At 64.9% G+C, this 1,151-nt stretch carries 2 protein-coding genes; both read right to left on the reverse strand.

Going from position 1 to position 1,151, the window contains the following annotated elements; all coding sequences use genetic code 11:
• Positions 1 to 464: molybdenum cofactor guanylyltransferase MobA (gene mobA, locus EOC06_RS19410; protein WP_245469793.1), on the reverse strand; the 464-nt coding region annotated here is incomplete at its 3' end.
• 55 nt (positions 465 to 519) lie between these two features.
• The coding region (locus tag EOC06_RS19415) for a DMT family transporter (RefSeq protein WP_245469795.1) at positions 520 to 1,151 on the reverse strand (632 nt) is incomplete at its 5' end.

Consider the following 1,151-nt stretch of genomic DNA (forward strand, 5'->3'; position numbering starts at 1 on the left):
ACCAGAAAGTGCCGCAAGGCATCGCGGCAGCCGATCGGCCAGAGCGCGAAGGTCGGGTGCCGCTTGCCGGCCGAGCAGGCTACGGCAATCGAACCGGGACTTTGATCGGCGGCCCCTGCCAGACGCTCGACAAGGTCCAACGGCAGGAAAGGTGTGTCGCCGGCAGCGCTGACGATCGCTTTGCAAGACGTATTGGCCGCGGCCCATTCGAGGCCGGTCAGGATTCCGGCGAGCGGCCCGGCAAAGCCGGGCACGCTGTCGGCAAGCACCGGCAGTCCAAAGCGCAGGAATCGCGCAGGGTCGCCATTGGCGCTGAGCGCCAGCGATTCTATTTGCGGGGTGAAGCGCGACACGACCTGGTCAAGCAGGCAGCCATCGCCAAGCGGCAACAGGCTCTTGTCGCCACCGCCCATCCGTCTCGACTGGCCACCGGCCAGGATGATCCCCGCAATGTCTCGCTTCATGCCACGAAGCCTGTACGCCAGCCGTCGGAAATCACAAGAACCTTCAATGATCTGGCTAGATTCCGTCAGGCACCATGGTCGGCCCCGTGCTTTCGGCGACGATCTTTCGCCGGCCGACCACACGCTCGCGATAGAGCGCATAAAGGCCGGAGCCGATGATGATGGTGGCGCCGACGATCATCGGCGGATCGGGGATATCGGCAAAGATGAACAGGCCAAGCAGGATCGACCAGATCAGGGCCGTATAGCGGAACGGCGCGATGAAGGAGATGTCGCCCGCCCGCATCGCCATGATGATGAACTGGTAGCCGATCACCACCAGCACCGCGGCCAGGGCCAGCAGGGCTGTGCTGTCCCCCGTCATCGGCGTCCAGCCGCCCATTGCCGGCAACAGCGCCGCACCAACGATGGTCATGGCAAGCGCGGTTGCCGTCGACACCAGCAATGTCGGAATGGCCTCCGGGATTCGCTTGGTGGCGAGATCGCGCACCGCACAACAGGCAACGCTGGCCAGCGCCGCCAGCGAGTAGATGCTGAACCCTTCGAAGCCAGGCCGAACGATAATCAGCACGCCGGCAAATCCGATGGCGATGGCCAGCCAGCGCCGCCAGCCGACAGCCTCGCCAAAGACGAGTGCGGCCCCCATCGTCACCGCCAGTGGCAGCGCCTGCAGCACCGCCGAAACAT

The organism is Mesorhizobium sp. M7A.F.Ca.MR.362.00.0.0 (assembly GCF_004023175.1).
In the GTDB taxonomy this organism is placed as follows: Bacteria; Pseudomonadota; Alphaproteobacteria; order Rhizobiales; family Rhizobiaceae; genus Mesorhizobium.